Source organism: Marinomonas sp. MED121, from assembly GCF_000153025.1.
GTDB lineage: Bacteria > Pseudomonadota > Gammaproteobacteria > Pseudomonadales > Marinomonadaceae > Marinomonas.
This window is the reverse complement of record NZ_CH672431.1, coordinates 604,731-621,017: the sequence shown is the minus strand read 5'-3', so window position 1 is coordinate 621,017 and position 16,287 is coordinate 604,731. Positions and strand designations below refer to the sequence as shown.

Annotated in this window: 14 protein-coding genes; 8 read left to right on the top strand and 6 right to left on the bottom strand. The window is 41.2% G+C overall.

The window, feature by feature from the left end; translation table 11 throughout:
* Window positions 1–150: 150 nt before the first annotated feature.
* From MED121_RS14410 to MED121_RS14375, 8 genes are all read left to right on the top strand, one after another.
* Window positions 151–1,767, top strand: coding sequence for a peptide ABC transporter substrate-binding protein (locus tag MED121_RS14410; protein WP_009834456.1), 1,617 nt, complete (start codon window positions 151–153; stop codon window positions 1,765–1,767).
* 139 nt (window positions 1,768–1,906) lie between these two features.
* Window positions 1,907–2,827, top strand: a complete 921-nt coding sequence (gene oppB / locus MED121_RS14405; RefSeq protein WP_009834455.1) for an oligopeptide ABC transporter permease OppB — start codon at window positions 1,907–1,909, stop codon at window positions 2,825–2,827.
* 11 nt (window positions 2,828–2,838) lie between these two features.
* Window positions 2,839–3,765, top strand: coding sequence for an oligopeptide ABC transporter permease OppC (gene oppC / locus MED121_RS14400; RefSeq protein WP_009834454.1), 927 nt, complete (start codon window positions 2,839–2,841; stop codon window positions 3,763–3,765).
* 10 nt (window positions 3,766–3,775) lie between these two features.
* The gene (gene oppD, locus MED121_RS14395; protein WP_009834453.1) at window positions 3,776–4,747 is read left to right on the top strand and encodes an oligopeptide ABC transporter ATP-binding protein OppD; all 972 of its coding nucleotides are present in this window, start codon (window positions 3,776–3,778) and stop codon (window positions 4,745–4,747) included.
* A complete protein-coding gene (gene oppF, locus MED121_RS14390) occupies window positions 4,744–5,739 on the top strand; it encodes a murein tripeptide/oligopeptide ABC transporter ATP binding protein OppF (RefSeq protein WP_009834452.1) in 996 nt (331 codons plus the stop codon). The genes oppD and oppF overlap by 4 nt, the downstream gene beginning before the upstream one ends.
* 283 nt (window positions 5,740–6,022) lie before the next feature.
* Window positions 6,023–6,523, top strand: coding sequence for a hypothetical protein (locus tag MED121_RS14385; protein ID WP_009834450.1), 501 nt, complete (start codon window positions 6,023–6,025; stop codon window positions 6,521–6,523).
* Between the two features lie 27 nt (window positions 6,524–6,550).
* Entirely contained in the window at window positions 6,551–8,380 is a 1,830-nt protein-coding gene (locus tag MED121_RS14380) for a HAMP domain-containing sensor histidine kinase (RefSeq protein ID WP_036180537.1), read from the top strand.
* 39 nt (window positions 8,381–8,419) lie between these two features.
* Window positions 8,420–8,776: an Hpt domain-containing protein gene (locus MED121_RS14375; RefSeq protein WP_009834448.1), complete on the top strand. Its 357-nt coding sequence runs from the start codon at window positions 8,420–8,422 to the stop codon at window positions 8,774–8,776.
* Between the two features lie 6 nt (window positions 8,777–8,782).
* On the opposite strand, the gene MED121_RS14370 is transcribed toward MED121_RS14375, so the two are convergent.
* The 6 genes from MED121_RS14370 to MED121_RS14345 all read right to left on the bottom strand — a co-directional run bounded on the left by MED121_RS14370 (window position 8,783) and on the right by MED121_RS14345 (window position 16,097).
* Complete coding sequence (locus tag MED121_RS14370; RefSeq protein ID WP_009834447.1) at window positions 8,783–9,283, bottom strand: GAF domain-containing protein; 501 nt, start codon at window positions 9,281–9,283, stop codon at window positions 8,783–8,785.
* Window positions 9,284–9,446: 163 nt separating this feature from the next.
* Complete coding sequence (phoU, locus tag MED121_RS14365; RefSeq protein WP_009834446.1) at window positions 9,447–10,154, bottom strand: phosphate signaling complex protein PhoU; 708 nt, start codon at window positions 10,152–10,154, stop codon at window positions 9,447–9,449.
* A gap of 23 nt (window positions 10,155–10,177) precedes the next feature.
* Window positions 10,178–11,008 carry a phosphate ABC transporter ATP-binding protein PstB gene (gene pstB / locus MED121_RS14360; protein WP_009834445.1) on the bottom strand — a complete coding sequence of 277 codons (831 nt, stop codon included), beginning with the start codon at window positions 11,006–11,008 and terminating at the stop codon, window positions 10,178–10,180.
* 20 nt (window positions 11,009–11,028) lie between these two features.
* Window positions 11,029–12,747 carry a phosphate ABC transporter permease PstA gene (gene pstA, locus MED121_RS14355; protein WP_009834444.1) on the bottom strand — a complete coding sequence of 573 codons (1,719 nt, stop codon included), beginning with the start codon at window positions 12,745–12,747 and terminating at the stop codon, window positions 11,029–11,031.
* A 17-nt stretch (window positions 12,748–12,764) separates the two neighbouring features.
* Window positions 12,765–15,020 carry an ABC transporter permease subunit gene (locus MED121_RS14350; protein WP_009834443.1) on the bottom strand — a complete coding sequence of 752 codons (2,256 nt, stop codon included), beginning with the start codon at window positions 15,018–15,020 and terminating at the stop codon, window positions 12,765–12,767.
* Window positions 15,021–15,128: 108 nt separating this feature from the next.
* Complete coding sequence (locus MED121_RS14345) at window positions 15,129–16,097, bottom strand: phosphate ABC transporter substrate-binding protein PstS family protein (protein ID WP_050764602.1); 969 nt, start codon at window positions 16,095–16,097, stop codon at window positions 15,129–15,131.
* Between the last annotated feature and the right edge of the window lie 190 nt (window positions 16,098–16,287).

Genomic DNA, 16,287 nt, shown 5'->3' with positions numbered 1-16,287 from the left:
ATAACGTAATGCGCAATTTCGATTGAGCCATTTACCCAATTAGTTAACTATCCAAGGCTCAGGCATTTGTTGCAACACCAAAACAAACTGCTTAGAAGCACAATGCACCATTAATAATAAATAACTTAAGTTAACTAAAAGGGGCCTTTTATGAACCTGAAAAAAACACTTCTTGCTAGTGCGTTAATGAGCTTAGCCTTAGGCGCAGTTCAAACCCAAGCTGCCGATGTTCCTGCTGGCGTTAAGCTAGCTGACGTTCAAGAACTTGTACGTGGTGGTGGCGCAGAGCCTGCAACACTTGATCCACAAAAAGTAGAAGGAACACCTGGCTCTCACCGTACTCGTGAGCTTTTTGAAGGTTTATACAACCTTGATGGCGACGGCAACCTAACTCCTGGTGTTGCAACTAGCTATACCACTAATTCAGATAACACGGTTTATACTTTCAACCTACGTAAAGATGCTAAATGGTCTAACGGCGAATCCGTTACTGCTCATGACTTCGTATTTGGTTTCCAACGTGCTGTTGATCCAGTAACTGCGTCTGCATATGCTTGGTATGTTGAGATCCCATCTATTGTTAATGCTTCTAAAATTATTAACGGTAAAGCAGATGTTAAAAGCTTAGGTGTAAAAGCGGTCGACGATTACACATTTGAAGTAACACTAGAACGTCCTGTTCCTTACTTTGTAAAAATGACATCTCACCAAACTCTTTTCCCAGCGCCACGTAAAGTGATCGAAAAGTATGGCTCTGAATGGGTTAAGCCTGGCAACATGGTAAGTAACGGTGCCTATAAACTAGATTCTTGGATTGTTAACGAGAAGATGGAAATGGTTCGTAACGACCAGTATTGGAACAACGAAAAAACCGTTATCGATAAAGTGACTTTCTTACCTTTAGAAAATGACAGCGCCGACCTTAAGCGTTATGAAGCAGGTGAAATCGATATTACTTGGAACCTACCAAGCGATCACTTCAAGCGTTTGAAAAAAGAGTCTCCAGATGAAGTTATCATCACACCTCAGTTGGGTACTTACTACTACCAGTTCAACACTAAAGTTGAACCTTACAACAACCCAGATGTTCGTAAGGCGCTTTCTTTTGCGATTAACCGTGACGTTATCACTAAATACGTAACGGGTGTTGGTGAGCAACCTGCTTACACTTTCACTCCTTCTATCGTAAACGGCTTTAACCCTGAAACACCTGCATACGCTAAAATGACTCAAAAAGAGCGTGAAGCTGAAGCGAAAAAACTACTTCAATCAGCAGGTTATGATAAAAATAACCCTCTGACTTTCAACCTTCTTTACAACACAAACGATGGTCACAAACGTATTGCGATTGCCATTGCTTCTATGTGGAAGAAGACTTTAGGTGTAGAAGTAACGCTTGAAAACCAAGAGTGGAAAACTTACCTCGAAACACGTAAAGCGGGTGACTTTCAAGTTGCGCGTGCTGGTTGGATCGGTGATTACAATGAAGCATCAACTATGCTTGATTTGTTAACCTCTACTCATGGTAACAATGACGGTAAATACTCAAATGCTGAATATGACCGTTTATTGAACGAAGCGAAAACCATGAAAAACCCTTCAATCAACTATAACAAGGCAGAAGAAATTGCGATCAACCAAGATATGGCTGTCGCACCTATCTACACCTATGTTACTAAGCGTATGAAGAAGCCTTATGTTGGCGGTTATCAGCCAAATCCTGAAGACAACATCTATACACGTGATATGTACATCATCGCTCACTAAGCGAAACCTGATGTATCTATAGCGCTAAGTAGCAGGCTCAATATGAGCCTGCTACTTCCTTTACTTCTTCTAAGATCTAGTTTCCCTAGTATTAGTCAATGGTTTGAATCTTGGCCCATGAGGCTAATCAGGTATTATTATGCTGACATTTATTTTTAAACGTATTTTTGAAGCAATTCCGACTTTATTAATACTCATCACAGTTTCTTTTTTCCTGATGCATTCGGCACCAGGTAGCCCATTTTCAAGTGAAAGATCTTTGCCACCAGAGGTATTAGCAAATATTAATGCTAAGTACCATCTCGATGAGCCCGTAATTAATCAGTTCTTTTACTATCTAGGTGGCGTCTTGCAAGGGGACCTGGGTCCATCTTTTCGCTACAAAGACTTTACTATCAATGAATTAGTTGCGCAGAGTTTACCTGTCTCTGCTGAAATCGGCATTTGGTCTTTTATCATTGCCGTTGTCATTGGTGTTTCTTGCGGTATCTATGCGGCACTAAGACAAAATTCATTAGTTGATTACTTTGTTATGGCCTTTGCCAATATCGGTATCGTGCTGCCTAACTTTGTATTAGCCCCTCTTTGTATCTTATTTTTCTCTATCTACCTTAAGTGGTTACCCGCAGGTGGCTGGAATGATGGTGCGTGGCCTTACCTTGTTATGCCAGTCATCGCCATGTCGACCAGTTATATTGCTCAAATTGCCCGTATTACCCGAGGCAGCATGATAGAGACCATGCACTCTAACTTTATCCGTACCGCTAGAGCGAAAGGCTTACCGTCTTACCGCATTATTTTGCAACATGCTCTGCGCCCAACCATGCTACCTGTTATCTCTTATTTAGGGCCTGCGTTTGTCGGCATCATCACAGGTTCTGTGATCGTAGACGTTTACTTTGGCACCGGTGGTATTGGTCAGCATTTCATTAATGGCGCACTGAACCGTGACTACTCAATGGTTATGGGTGTCACCATATTAGTCGGTTCACTTACCATTCTATTTAATGCCGTCGTAGATATCTTATACGCGGTTATTGATCCAAAAATTCGTTATTAAGGCACTCAAACATGATGTTAACTAAAGATAAAATCGAGGCCGTAGAAGATTTCGCTCAACAAGTGACTGAAATTGAAGGCCGTAGTTTATGGCAAGATGCTAGACGCCGCTTTCTATCAAACCATGCAGCGGTTATCAGTTTAATAATTCTTGGAATCATTGCACTACTCGCATTAGTCGGCCCTTTTCTAAGCGTTTGGAGCTATGAAGATATTGACTGGGAAGCCCTGTCTGATATTGAAAACCTAGGCCGTCCTAGCTTTGAATCCGGCCACTATTTTGGAACAGACGTGCTAGGCCGTGATATTTTTGTACGTACTATGCAAGGGGGCCAAATCTCTTTACTAGTGGGTATTCTAGGCAGTTTTGTCGCTATCGTTATCGGTACCCTTTATGGGGCCACATCTGGCTACCTAGGTGGTCGTGTCGACAGCATTATGATGCGTGCGCTTGAGATTCTTAACTCTTTCCCATTCATGTTTTTCGTGATCATCTTAATGACAATTTTTGGGCGTCATATCTTTTTGATCTTTGTCGCAATCGGTGCCATATCCTGGTTGGACATGGCGCGTATTGTACGTGGACAAACTTTAAGTTTGAAAAACAAAGAGTACATTGAAGCCGCGCATGCTTGTGGTGTGTCTTCATTCAAGATTATTACCCGTCATATTATTCCTAACCTGCTGGGTATCGTTGTGGTTTACGCCACTCTTCTCGTGCCTGGCATGATTCTATTAGAGTCTTTCATTAGTTTCTTAGGGCTTGGAGTACAAGAGCCTATGACAAGTTGGGGCGCACTTATTTCTGAAGGTGCAGGTACCATGGAACTTGCGATTTGGCAGCTTGCTTGGCCGCTAACCTTCCTGATTCTTACCCTGTTTTGTTTTAACTTCCTAGGCGACGGTTTGCGCGACGCACTAGACCCTAAAGATCGCTAAGGAGAGTTATATGAACTTATTAGATGTCCAAGACTTACGCGTTAACTTTAAAACGCCAGACGGTTCTGTCACAGCGGTTAACAATCTAAATTTCAGCCTTGCTGAAGGTGAAACCTTAGGGATTGTCGGCGAGTCAGGTTCAGGCAAAAGCCAAACTGCCTTTGCCTTAATGGGTTTACTTGCAGGCAATGGCTTGGTTGAGGGTAATGCACTATTTGAAGGTCAAAACATTTTAGGCTTGCCTGAAAGCGCAATGAACCACATCCGCTCTGAAAAAATCGCGATGATTTTTCAAGATCCTATGACCTCATTAAATCCTTACATGAAGGTCGGTAAGCAACTGATGGAAGTCTTGATCCTACATAAAGGTATGACCAAAAAAGATGCTTTCGAAGAATCTGTACGCATGCTGGATGCGGTAAAGATGCCAGAAGCACGTAAGCGAATGAATATGTATCCCCATGAGTTTTCGGGTGGTATGCGTCAACGTGTCATGATCGCCATGGCGTTATTGTGTCGTCCTAAGCTTTTAATTGCCGATGAGCCAACCACAGCACTTGATGTAACAGTACAAGCACAGATTCTAACCCTGCTAAATGAGCTTAAATCTGACTTTAATACTTCTATCATTATGATTACCCATGATTTGGGTGTGGTAGCCGGATTATGTGACAAGGTATTGGTCATGTACGCAGGTCGTACTATGGAATATGGCACCACAGATAATGTCTTCTATAACCCATCACATCCTTATACTCAGGGTTTACTAGAAGCGATTCCTCGCCTTGATACAGAAGGGGAAATCCTAGCAACTATCCCTGGTAATCCCCCTAATTTATTACAACTACCACCAGGCTGCCCTTTCCAAGAACGCTGTGTTCACGCTTCGGATAAGTGTCGCACTGAATCACCTGAGCTTATTAAGTGTGAAAACCATGGTTTACGCGCTTGTCACAAATCCATTAAGGAGTTAGTAGCATGAACAACAAAGTCCTAATGGAAGTCACTGATTTAAAGGTTCACTTTAACATCAAGAATGAGAATTCTTGGCCTTGGGAAAAAGGTCGCCCACTAAAAGCAGTAGACGGTGTCAGCCTTAAAATTTATGAAGGGGAAACCCTTGGTGTTGTGGGTGAGTCAGGTTGTGGTAAATCGACCCTTGCCCGTGCCCTATTACGCCTCTTGCCAATTACCCAAGGCAATGTTGTTTGGCTAGGACAGGACCTAACCCAGCTCAATAAAAAAGACATGCGTGATAAACGCCAAGAATTACAAATGATCTTCCAGGATCCATTAGCCTCGTTAAACCCAAGGATGACTATTGGAGAGATCATTGCTGAACCACTTAAGACCTTTCAACCTGAATTAAGTGATGATGCGGTAAAAGAAAAAGTCCGTGCCATCATGACCAAGGTAGGTTTATTACCAAACGTTATTAATCGCTACCCGCACGAATTCTCAGGTGGTCAATGTCAACGTATCGGTATTGCTCGTGCCCTTATTCTTGAGCCAAAGTTGGTTGTTTGTGACGAGCCGGTATCCGCTTTAGATGTGTCTATCCAAGCCCAAGTAGTTAACCTACTTAAATCTTTGCAAAAAGAAATGGGGCTTTCGTTAGTCTTCATTGCACACGATTTAAGCGTCGTTAAACATATTTCAGACCGCGTTCTGGTTATGTACCTAGGCCATGCAGTTGAGCTTGCAGATAAGCATTCACTCTACGATTCGCCAAAACACCCTTATACCAAAGCCCTATTATCAGCTGTTCCTGTGCCAGACCCAAAACTGGAAAGAGAAAAAGAGATCCAGCTTTTATCTGGCGATTTGCCATCACCCATTAACCCACCGTCTGGTTGTGTTTTTAGAACTCGCTGCCCAAGCGCGACAGAAGCATGTGCTCAACATATTCCTCAACTGGAGAATGTTACTGAGTCCCATGAAGCTGCGTGCGTGAGACTTAAAGATATTAACTAGACAACTTTGCAATGCCCTTTAATGCCTCCATTCATGTTTGATGGAGGCTTTTTTTTGCCTTGAAAGTAAAAAGATACAGCATTCATCTAATTGATATATAAAATAAATTTACAAAGAAAGCATGTTTCTTGCTCTTTTATCTCTCAAAGTATTGGTTTATTGTAAATCTTTCTGAAAATTCTGAAATTTATGTCACTTTATGCTGATTAGTTACTGCAATCCCCCATAGTTTTAGACTAATATTATTAGCAAATTGTTAACCAACCTTTAGAAGGGACACGTCATGCAAAGCTTAAAATTTGGCATATTATCCATTTGCTTAATTTTCTCTTCTCTATCCTATTCATTAGAATTACCCACTACTCGCACATTGTTAACGGTTAGCGGTTTAATCAGTAATACGAATAAAGATAGTGATGCAATATTTGATCGTTACATGTTAGATAAATTGCCAAGAGACTCTGTGAGTACTCATACGCCTTTTAATGAAGGTAAACATACCTATACAGGGTTTAAAGCAGAAGACTTTTTTGAGTTACTCGGTGTTGAAGGTGAAAACTTAAGTGTTATTGCGCTTAACGATTATATGATTGATATTCCAATTAAAGATTTTACTGAGATTGGGGCTATTTTTGCGACTCATATGGATGGTGTCCCTATGACAGTACGTAATAAAGGGCCTATCATGATTGTGTACCCTTTTGACGATAACCCAAAACTTAAAAACGAATCTTATTACGGCAGAGCAATCTGGCAAGTGAATCAAATAGTGGTTAACCAATAACAAGGCGTTAACCCAAAGGAGCGGCAAGTGAAAGGATTGAAGAAAGACGTAAAAACCTTAATAATGAAACGTCTTACCTCTTTCTTATTAATCACTTTTGCTTGCACACTAATTGCCTCGGTTGCTCTATACTTCCTTGCTAATTCCAACAGTACCAAACATGTCAGAACCACCTACGAAAGTAGCATCTGGTCTAGCCTACAATTCCAAGTACAAAGTTATCGATTCGCTAATTATCTGAAAAAAATTAACCACAACAACTCACCTTTAACTGGTGATGTTATTTTCTATTATGACCTTTTAATGAGTCGTCTCGATTTATTGAAAGTGGGTAATGTCGGTAATCGTATTCACTATTATGGTGATGGTCGTAGTATTCGAATTTTAAACTTTATTAGTGCTGAACTAGAGCTAATACAGCCTATTATCATTCAAATCGAAAATAACGACTTCTCAAATCTAGAAGACCTCATTGAAAAGCTAAATAGACTAGAACCTCAAATTACAAAGTTTGTTAACTTGGTCAATCAAAGTGCCAGAGCTTATGCGGTAGAACAAAGGGAAGGAATTCTTGAAGAATTCCAGCTTTTTAGATACATGATGATTTTTTTCATCATCAATGCCATTACACTCTTTTTAGTACTCTTATCAAATATCAGGGCTACCCGAAAAGCCGTTTTGAAAGCGGAGAATGCCGAGCACCAAATTAAAAACATTGCACAAGATAAAACCCTATTTTTAGAAACAATGAGCCATGAAGTAAATACGCCGCTCGATAGGGTCATTAACATGAGCAAGTTATTACGAACCAAAGGACTCAACAGTGAACAGAGTCAAATTTTGGATAGTATTGAAGATTCAGGAAACCTATTACTTAATTTAATCAAAGACTTCTCAGATCTATCCGACATAGCGTCTAATAACCTTGTGCTAGATTACGCACCTTTTAATCTAGCGCTAGAGCTTGAGAAGAGCATTAAAATAGCCGCTAAGCGCTCTAATCCGAAAGATGTAAGGGTATTAAGCTATATTGACTTAAACCTGCCTGATCAAGCAATTTACGATAATAGTCGATTACATCAAATCATTTTCAATCTGATCGACAACTCATTTAAATTCACTCCGTCAGGTCACATCAGTCTTGTCGTACGCTTCTCTCAATCTAAGGCTTCCACATGGCGCCCTACGCTCTATCCAGAAGTGCCTGCTAGCATGATCCAAATTGTGATTAAAGATACAGGGATAGGCATTTCAGACAGTATTTTAGAGATGCTCCAAGCCCCTCTCGATAGCCAAGTCCCTAGCTTTCCAGAAAATAAATACTGCCTGGGGCTTTACCTTTGCCGAGCTCTCGCCCATCTAATGCATGGGGAGCTAAGCTGTCATAGCCCAGAATCAGGCGGTAGCGAGTTTATTTTAGAATTCCCCATATTCCACCATCAAATCCTGCCAATAAAAGAAGGAAAATCTGTTTCTGGACTGGTTAAATCTCTGTCTAACAAAAACATGATTATTCTAGAGGCCAATGATTCTGTTGCCCACTTAATGGCAATGCAAGCAAATGCGCTAGGGCTTAATACACCACTTCATACAAATATGCTAAACCAAATACCTGAGCAAAAAATTCATTATGTGTATATTGGTGATGATCATATGTTTGATGATTTAACTTATATGAATTTGCAAAAGCTAATTCATAATGGATGCCAAGTATTAGCAGACTATAATATTAGTCACGAACGCACTAAATCGATCGCTAGCACCTTATATAAAGGCCCTTTATTACATCTAAATATGGGCCACTCAATCAATGAGCTTGAGCATCAGGAGTTTATTTCTAGCCAAACTTACAGCTAAATTGAAACGAGCTTACAACAAGGGGGGATAAAGAGAACAATGGATGAATTAGTTGATAAAAGTGCAATCAGCTTGTTAATTAGCCAATTAGGGCTACCTATGGTGAAAGAAGTACTCGAAGCCTTTATTCCAGATGCCCAAGCTAATATTTCATTTTTACAGGTTAATTGGCATGAGGCAGCTCACACTCAAGAGCTAAGGCTAAGAGCTCATTCACTTAAGTCATCAGCTGCCAATATAGGCTTTAAAGCCTTATCAGAGTTAGCAAAAAAGCTAGAAGATGATTGTATCAATCCACAAGATAATACAATTAATAGCAATCAAGAAGCGCTTGATAAACTCTCATTATTACTTGAAACCAGCCTTAATGAATTGGCGTTAATGGGGCTATCTTAGCCGCATCTACAAGCGCCAATCAAAGCGAGTGGCTTGAATTAATGAGCTTAATAAAGCTTCGATACCTGCTTGATCATCGGCATCGAAGCGCCCCTTAATAGGGCTGTCTATATCTAATACGCCAATTAATTTATCAGCGACTAAAATAGGAATCACTATTTCTGATTCTGAAGCACTATCACAAGCAATATGCCCAGCAAAGGCATTCACATCCTCAATGCGTTGAACCGTTTGAGTGCTAGCAGCAGTACCACATACGCCTCGACCAAAGGGAATACGAGTGCAAGCAACTTTACCCACATAAGGGCCTAACACTAGCTCCTCACCTCGTGCGAAATACACCCCCGCCCAGTTAATCTCCTCTAAGCTTTGCATCAGAAAAGCGGCAAACTGTGAAAGGTTACAAATTAAGTCCTCTTCATCCATTAACAAGCCTGTTAATTGCAAATTCAAAGACTCATAAAATTCAATTTTGCTAAGAGATTTATCTGTTTCTAAGGTAAACATACAGCACTTCAACCCTTTCTCATTTTAAGGTGTATTTTTAGTGACGATTATTGCTAATCAATAACAGCTCATAATAATCAAAACTCAACCCAAGTCACTGATTAAGTTTCTTTAGAGCCAAAAAAAGGCCTCTTAAAGAGGCCTTCTTCTAAGCAAATGAAGTTTATTCAATTTCTTGCTGTATTTCTTGTGCAGGTACGTGACGAACGTCCACACCTTTAACCATATAGATCAAATGCTGACATAGGTGACGTGCATAATCACCAATACGCTCTAATGAACGAAGTACCCAAATCACATTCAAAACACGTGTGATGCTTCGAGGGTCTTCCATCATATAGGTCGCTAAAGAACGAAGTGCTGTCTTGTATTCCATATCAACTACGCGATCTTGTTTTGCCACTTTTATCGCAAGATCAATGTCTAAACGAGCAGTCGCATCAAGCGCATCATGTATCATGCGAGATACCATGGTACCAATACGGTTAATTTCAACATAACCTCTTGGTGACTCACCCTCTTCAATTAAAGACTGGGTTAACTTACCAATTTTTTTCGCTTCATCGCCCATTCGCTCCAGCTCACTGACGGCTTTAGAGATAGACAAAATCATACGAAGGTCAGATGCTGCTGGCTGGCGTTTAGCCAAGATTCGTGTGCATTCCTCATCAATAAGCTCATCTAGCTTATTAACTGTTGCGTCCTGCTCTTGAACGGCTTCAGCCAAATCAGAGTTACTGTTTAGTAAAGCTTCAATCGCATCACTTACCTGCTTTTCAACCACGCCACCCATTGTCAAATAATGTTGGCGTAAATCTTCAAGTTCAGTATTAAACTGCTGCGATATATGGTGTGTCATTAGTTCTTTCATGATCTTCTTCCTTATCGACAGAGCTAGCCGTAACGACCAGTAATATAGTCTTCAGTTTGCTGCTTACTTGGGTTAGTAAACAAGGTGTTAGTATCGCCAAACTCAATCAGGTCACCCATATACATAAAGGCAGTATAGTCAGAAACACGGGCAGCCTGTTGCATATTGTGAGTAACAATGGCAATGGTGAACTCTTCTTTCAGCTCATGGATCAACTCTTCAATTTTCAAAGTTGAAATAGGGTCCAAAGCAGACGCAGGTTCATCCAACAAAAGCACCTCAGGTTTTACGGCTACGGTACGAGCAATAACCAAACGTTGCTGTTGACCACCAGACATACCTAACGCACTTTCGTGTAATCTGTCTTTTACTTCGTCCCAAAGTGCCGCTGAGCGCAAAGCCCATTCTACGGTTTCATCAATAATACGCTTTTTATTAATGCCTTGAATACGAAGGCCATAAGCCACGTTTTCATAGATGCTTTTTGGGAAAGGGTTAGGCTTTTGGAACACCATGCCCACACGACGACGTAGCTCTGCTACCTCAGTCCCTTTCGCATAAATATTGGTATCATGTAGATTGATCTCACCGGTAATACGGCAAGTATCTACTAGATCATTCATACGGTTAAAACAACGTAATAAGGTTGATTTACCACAACCAGATGGCCCGATAAACGCGGTTACCTTCTTTTCAGGGATGATCATATCAATCCCATTCAACGCCTGCTTCTCACCGTAGAAAAGTTCTAGGTTGTTCACAGTTAAACAAGGAGTTTCATTTTCGATACGCAAAGTCTGTTGGCTACGCTGCATCGCCGAAATATCAATTGAGTGTGCTTTCATTTCGCTCATAATCGTCTCTTCTCTGCTATCTACATTTCCAGCGATTTATATTTTTCACGTAAGTGATTTCGAATGGTAACGGCCGCTAAGTTTAATAAGGCAATTACTATCACTAACAATAGGGCTGTGGCATAGACAAGTGGTCTTGCCGCTTCAACATTAGGACTTTGGAAACCCACATCATAGATATGGAAACCAAGGTGCATGAATTTTTGATCTAGGTGAATAAATGGGTAGTTACCATCTAGCGGTAATGATGGAGCCAATTTCACAACACCCACCAGCATCAGTGGTGCAACCTCACCTGCGGCACGTGCAACTGCCAGAATGACACCAGTCATAATCGCTGGACTTGCCATAGGTAGAACAACACGCCATAGGGTTTCTGCTTTAGTCGCGCCCAAAGCTAAGCTACCTTCACGTACGTTTCTTGGAATACGTGATAGACCTTCTTCAGTCGCAACAATTACCACAGGTACAGTGAGTAGTGCTAAGGTGATTGACGCCCACATCAAGCCGCCAGTACCAAATGTTGGTGAAGGCAAAGCTTCTGGGAAGAAAGCTTGGTCAATCGAAGAACCCATAAAGTAGATGAAAAAGCCTAAACCGAATACACCGTATACGATAGAAGGAACACCTGCTAGGTTATTTACCGCGATACGAATAATACGCGTCAACCAACCTTGGCTTGCATACTCTCTTAGATAAACCGCAGCGACCACACCAAAAGGGGTTACCAAGATAGTCATCAGCAATACCATCATAATGGTACCGAAAATAGCAGGGAATACCCCCCCTTCAGTATTGGCTTCACGTGGGTCATCAGATAAGAACTCCCACAATTTAGCGCCATAGAAGCCCATTTTCTCAAACACATTCATCGCATTTGGTCTAAAAGCACGTACAACTTTAGCAACCTGTAATTCGCTGATCGTCCCGTCCATGGCTTCCACCACGAAAGTATCACGATTAATTTCACCATAAAGCGTAATCAAACGATCCTGCAGTACCTTGTACTCTTGATCAAATACCGCTCTATCAGCATCTAGGTCAGCTAAAATCGCTGGTGTTAACTCATCATTTAGCTCTAATGAACGCTGCTTTAAACGTAGGCGCTCTAAACCATGGTTAATCGCACCGATATCATGCTTTTCAATTTGATAGATGTCATCATGGATGACTAACGCTCTTTCGATGCTCTGCTGAAAACTTTCCCACGTTGCTAAAGCACTGTCAGTCACTTGCTTATCTTGTGTTTCAGCAATCACAGTGCCATCTTCTTTTACTGCTTTAAGATAACCATAAAGGTTACCCCATTCATGTCTTTCAGCAGCAAAAAGCATTTCAGGCTTTTCTACCTCAGTTAAGAAGTCATCTAATACCCAACGAAAGTCAGAACCATAAAAATCGCGGTTACCTGTTTTCATCAGGGTACGTGATACTAGTTCTTTATCATCACCGATATTAATACCCGCTTCTCTTACTTGTACTGCAGGTACTTCAACACTTTCAACCCGTTCTGCGACCAAGTTATAAGCAGGTGAGCCAGGTATTTCATACTTAGCTTCAACTATGTCTGCAGGCCAGAAATGCCCCAGACCACGTACCGCAATTAACAGTAATAAGCCGATAACCATGATGACAGAGATCGCGACTGCGCCAGCATTCAGCCAAACCCATGGATCACCAGACTTAAACCAATTTGAAACGGATGCTTTTTGCATTTTTTTCTCTTTTATACTTGTCATACTCTTGTTCACCTAAGTTACAGAGAACCGTATTTTTTACGTAAATGTTGGCGCACTGTTTCGGCTATCGTATTCACCACAAAGGTAAACAAGAAAAGCACAAATGCAGCTAAGAACAGAATACGATAATGGGAACTGTCAACTTCAGATTCAGGTACTTCCACCGCCAAGTTGGCTGCCAAAGTACGCATACCTTCAAAGATGTTGAAGTCCATTATTGGTGTATTACCTGTCGCCATCAGAACTATCATGGTTTCACCAACGGCACGACCCATACCTATCATGATGGCAGAGAAGATACCTGGACTCGCTGTTGGTAAGACAACACGCACCATGGTCTGCCAGTAGGTAGCACCTAGCGCAAGCGAACCTTGAGTCAACGCTTTTGGCACGCTAAAGATGGCATCTTCCGTAATCGAGAAAATCGTCGGGATAACGGCAAAACCCATAGCGAAACCAACAACTAAAGCATTCCTTTGGTCAAACGTAATCCCTAGATCGTTGGTAATCCAGCCTCGCATATCACCTGCAAAGAAGTTCAACTCAATGACAGGACTCATAGCAACACATGCCCAACCTAAGAAAATAACCACTGGAATCAAAATCAATGGCTGCCAACCATCAGGCAATAACCATCGAATTTGATTCGGTAAACGAGACCAAACAAAGGCAAAAAGTAAAATACCTAAAGGAAGAACAAGCAAAATACTAAAGGCTGCTGCAAGGTTTTCTTCAAGGAAAGGCGCGAAGAAAAGACCCGCTAAGAAACCTAAAATAACCGTAGGTAAGGCTTCCATCAGCTCGATCACAGGTTTTACTTTACGACGTAACGCAGGCGCCATGAAGTAAGCTGTATAGATAGCACCACAAATGGCTAAAGGAACCGCCATGACCATGGCATAAAAGGCTGCTTTTAAGGTACCAAAAGCCAAAGGCATCAAGCTGTATTTAGGCTCAAAGTCATTGTTTGCCGCAGATGATTGCCAAGTGTAAGTTGGCTCTTGATAGCCTTCATACCAAATCTCAGACCAAATTGATCCCCATGATACTTCAGGGTGTTCATTATCAATGTCAAAGAAGCGTATACCTTTATCATCTTCTAAGATCAGGCCGTTTGCTCTTGGTGAAAATGCAATATTACTGGCATTGTCATCACTTAACTTTTCATTGATAACCTGACGAGAAGAGGTTGCGTTATAAATAACAACCACACCACGATTATCGAGCGTAGCAAAGCCTTTACGGCGTTGTTCCATCGCCACATCGATAATGCCAACTGGCTGCGAAACATCACGAATAAAAGTAATGTTTTCAACATTTTGCTCATCACGTACATTAAACCATTGACTCACACGACCAGTATCATCAGCCACCATAATAGATGATTGACCTAACAAGTAGCTCATGGAGCTCAGTTCAGCGCCTTCTTTCGTTAACTGATGTTGCGCTTTAATTTTGATGTCATTTAGGTTGCGTAAATCAAGCTCAGTCATAGCACCCGTTTTGGTGGCAATGTAAAGGTATCTCTGATCACCACTGATCAAAAGCGCCTTAGCATCATCAACAAATGGCAGTGAAGCCTCGCTTTGCGTGATTTCTACTTCTTCGGTGATAAAGTTAACTTCTTTCTCAAGCTTCACTATACGGCTTTGACTTTCTCCCATCACAACTAAGCTAAGAGCGGCTTCACCGTTACGAATGGCAACCTGCTTAATAGGAAAGTCCGCCACCTTAATGGCTTGTTTACCGAATGGATACTCAACCACAGGCGTGATTTTACGCTTATTATCTGGATAACTGATTTTGTAATTATGTTGCGCTATAACTAGCTCACCGTTCTCATAAGCTAGGGCCATAATACGGCTGGTATCATCTTCCATTGCAAAGGCAGTCATATCTGCAGAAACCGTACTTTCTACATGCTTAATTAGCTCACCGTTTTGGCTATCAAAAAAGATGATACTGCCATTTTGTGCCACACGCATTGCCACTTCGTTTTGTTCTTCGAGGGTCAAGTAGTGACTAGCGCCACTCTCTTCAAGCGGTAGGCTATAGGCTGCTTTTTGTTCTATCTCAGCGCCTGCAAATAAAGGCAATACTTCATACAAAAGGTAAAAACAAATAAGTAGCACAGCTAAAATGACGCTGCTACCACCTAGTGCGATACCTGCCGTTGCAGCCTTGTCCTTGAAACGTCTTACTTTTCTGTGACGAATCAGGGCTGGGCTATTAAAATCCAAGTCTGGTGCTTGACTGTCTGTTGTTTTACTCATCAGAAATCATCTTGTAATTTGTTGCAAATTTGTGACAGCAGCAGGAATAAGAAAAGCAGGAAAGACTAATCTTTCCTGCTTAGTAACTTGCGCTGTACCGTTCAAATATTATTGAATACCTAGGTCGCTCAAGTACTTGTTCACAACCTTGCTAGGTAGTGGTACATAACCATCTTTTACTACAACTTCTTGTCCTAGTTGAGACAATACCATTTTAACGAATTCACGTTGTAGTGGATCAAGAGGCTTGTTAGGTGCTTTGTTCACGTAAACGTATAGGAAACGTGATAGCGGGTAAGCACCTGTTGCAGCATTTGCTGGTGTTGCATCTATGAACTTGCCACCTTCTTTCTTCGCTAGAGGGATAGCGCGAACTGAAGATGTTTTATAACCGATACCTGAGTAACCGATACCGTTCAAAGAGGTTGATACAGACTGTACAACTGAAGCAGAACCAGGCTGCTCGTTTACACTGTTTTTGTAATCACCTTTGAAAAGCGCTTTACTCTTGAAGTAACCATAAGTACCAGATACTGAGTTACGACCGAATAGTTGTACATCACGGTTAGCCCAAGCGCCTGTTAAGCCTGTAGCACCCCAGTTAGAGATGTTTTCGCTGTGTCCACCCTTACGTGTAGAAGAGAAGATCGCATCGATTTGTGGTAAAGAAAGACCTTTAATTGGGTTATCTTTATGTACGAAAACAGCTAGTGCGTCGATTGCTACTGGAACAGCTGTTGGCTTATAGCCAAATTTCTTTTCGAAAGCAGCAACTTCTTTGTCCTTCATAGTACGGCTCATTGGGCCGAAGTTTGAAGTACCTTCTGTTAATGCTGGTGGCGCAGTAGAAGAACCTGCAGCCTGAATTTGAATGTTAACATTTGGGTATAAACGTTTAAAATCTTCTGCCCAAAGTGTCATTAGGTTTGCTAGTGTGTCCGAACCAACACTTGAAATGTTGCCAGATACACCGCTTGCCTTATTGTATGAAGGCAGCATTGGATCAACAGCAGCAACAGCACTTACAGATAAACTTGCGGCAGCAGTAAGAGCTAGACCGGCAACTAAATTTTTCATCATTACAATAGCCTCAGTGGTTACATCCAAATTCATGGGGTGATTCCCATATCTTGTTTGATGTTTGTTACTATAGCGATGAATTGTGACAAAAATGTTAAAGACATTTATCAACTTTCATTTAGGCTTCATTTGTTTATACAAATTAAAAAATAGATAAAAAAATCAAAAACTTAAGATTATAATTTTT

Coding starts and splice junctions, on each gene's coding strand:
- MED121_RS14410 (WP_009834456.1), top strand. CDS start 151: ATGAACCTGAAAAAAACACTTCTTGCTAGTGCGTTAATGAGCTTAGCC.
- oppB (WP_009834455.1), top strand. CDS start 1,907: ATGCTGACATTTATTTTTAAACGTATTTTTGAAGCAATTCCGACTTTA.
- oppC (WP_009834454.1), top strand. CDS start 2,839: ATGATGTTAACTAAAGATAAAATCGAGGCCGTAGAAGATTTCGCTCAA.
- oppD (WP_009834453.1), top strand. CDS start 3,776: ATGAACTTATTAGATGTCCAAGACTTACGCGTTAACTTTAAAACGCCA.
- oppF (WP_009834452.1), top strand. CDS start 4,744: ATGAACAACAAAGTCCTAATGGAAGTCACTGATTTAAAGGTTCACTTT.
- MED121_RS14385 (WP_009834450.1), top strand. CDS start 6,023: ATGCAAAGCTTAAAATTTGGCATATTATCCATTTGCTTAATTTTCTCT.
- MED121_RS14375 (WP_009834448.1), top strand. CDS start 8,420: ATGGATGAATTAGTTGATAAAAGTGCAATCAGCTTGTTAATTAGCCAA.
- MED121_RS14370 (WP_009834447.1), bottom strand. CDS start 9,283: ATGTTTACCTTAGAAACAGATAAATCTCTTAGCAAAATTGAATTTTAT.
- phoU (WP_009834446.1), bottom strand. CDS start 10,154: ATGAAAGAACTAATGACACACCATATATCGCAGCAGTTTAATACTGAA.
- pstB (WP_009834445.1), bottom strand. CDS start 11,008: ATGAGCGAAATGAAAGCACACTCAATTGATATTTCGGCGATGCAGCGT.
- pstA (WP_009834444.1), bottom strand. CDS start 12,747: ATGACAAGTATAAAAGAGAAAAAAATGCAAAAAGCATCCGTTTCAAAT.
- MED121_RS14350 (WP_009834443.1), bottom strand. CDS start 15,020: ATGAGTAAAACAACAGACAGTCAAGCACCAGACTTGGATTTTAATAGC.
- MED121_RS14345 (WP_050764602.1), bottom strand. CDS start 16,097: ATGAAAAATTTAGTTGCCGGTCTAGCTCTTACTGCTGCCGCAAGTTTA.